Source organism: Cognatishimia sp. F0-27, assembly GCF_020667845.1.
Taxonomy (GTDB): Bacteria; Pseudomonadota; Alphaproteobacteria; order Rhodobacterales; family Rhodobacteraceae; genus JAFMPQ01.
Map to the genome: position 1 here is coordinate 1 of NZ_JAFMPQ010000112.1, position 438 is coordinate 438.

General features: G+C 63.2%; 1 protein-coding gene. It reads left to right on the forward strand.

Annotated elements, in window-relative coordinates:
- On the forward strand, positions 1-438 hold a 438-nt coding region (locus J1C49_RS21560), incomplete at both ends, for a calcium-binding protein (protein ID WP_370639452.1).

A 438-nucleotide genomic window follows, 5' to 3' on the forward strand; every position in this document is an offset into this window, starting at 1 on the left:
CTCAATGACGGCCTGCAATTTGATGGCATCGAAGAGCTTATCTATTACGGCGGGACGGGCGCTGACCGCGTCGAGGTCGTCCTCTATGACGAGGACGTCTTCAATGGCGAGATCCGCGGGGGCGCCGGTTCGGCCATCGATGTGCTGCGTCTCGACCTGAGCGCCTTCACGGAAGACATTCAACGGGTCAACGGGCAGATCGTTGGCGAGAACAACGCCACGGCCGCGCTGAGCTATTCCGGGTTCGAGCGCGCCGAGGTGATTGGCGGATCCGGCAACGACATTCTGGCGCTCACCTCACCTGTGGCCATCTCGGAGAACGATGCCTTCGTCGATGGCGGTTCGGGCAATGACAGCATCACCACCGGGTTCGGCAACGACACCCTCATCGGCGGAGACGGGGACGACACCCTGGCTGCGGGCGAGGGCGTGGACAGC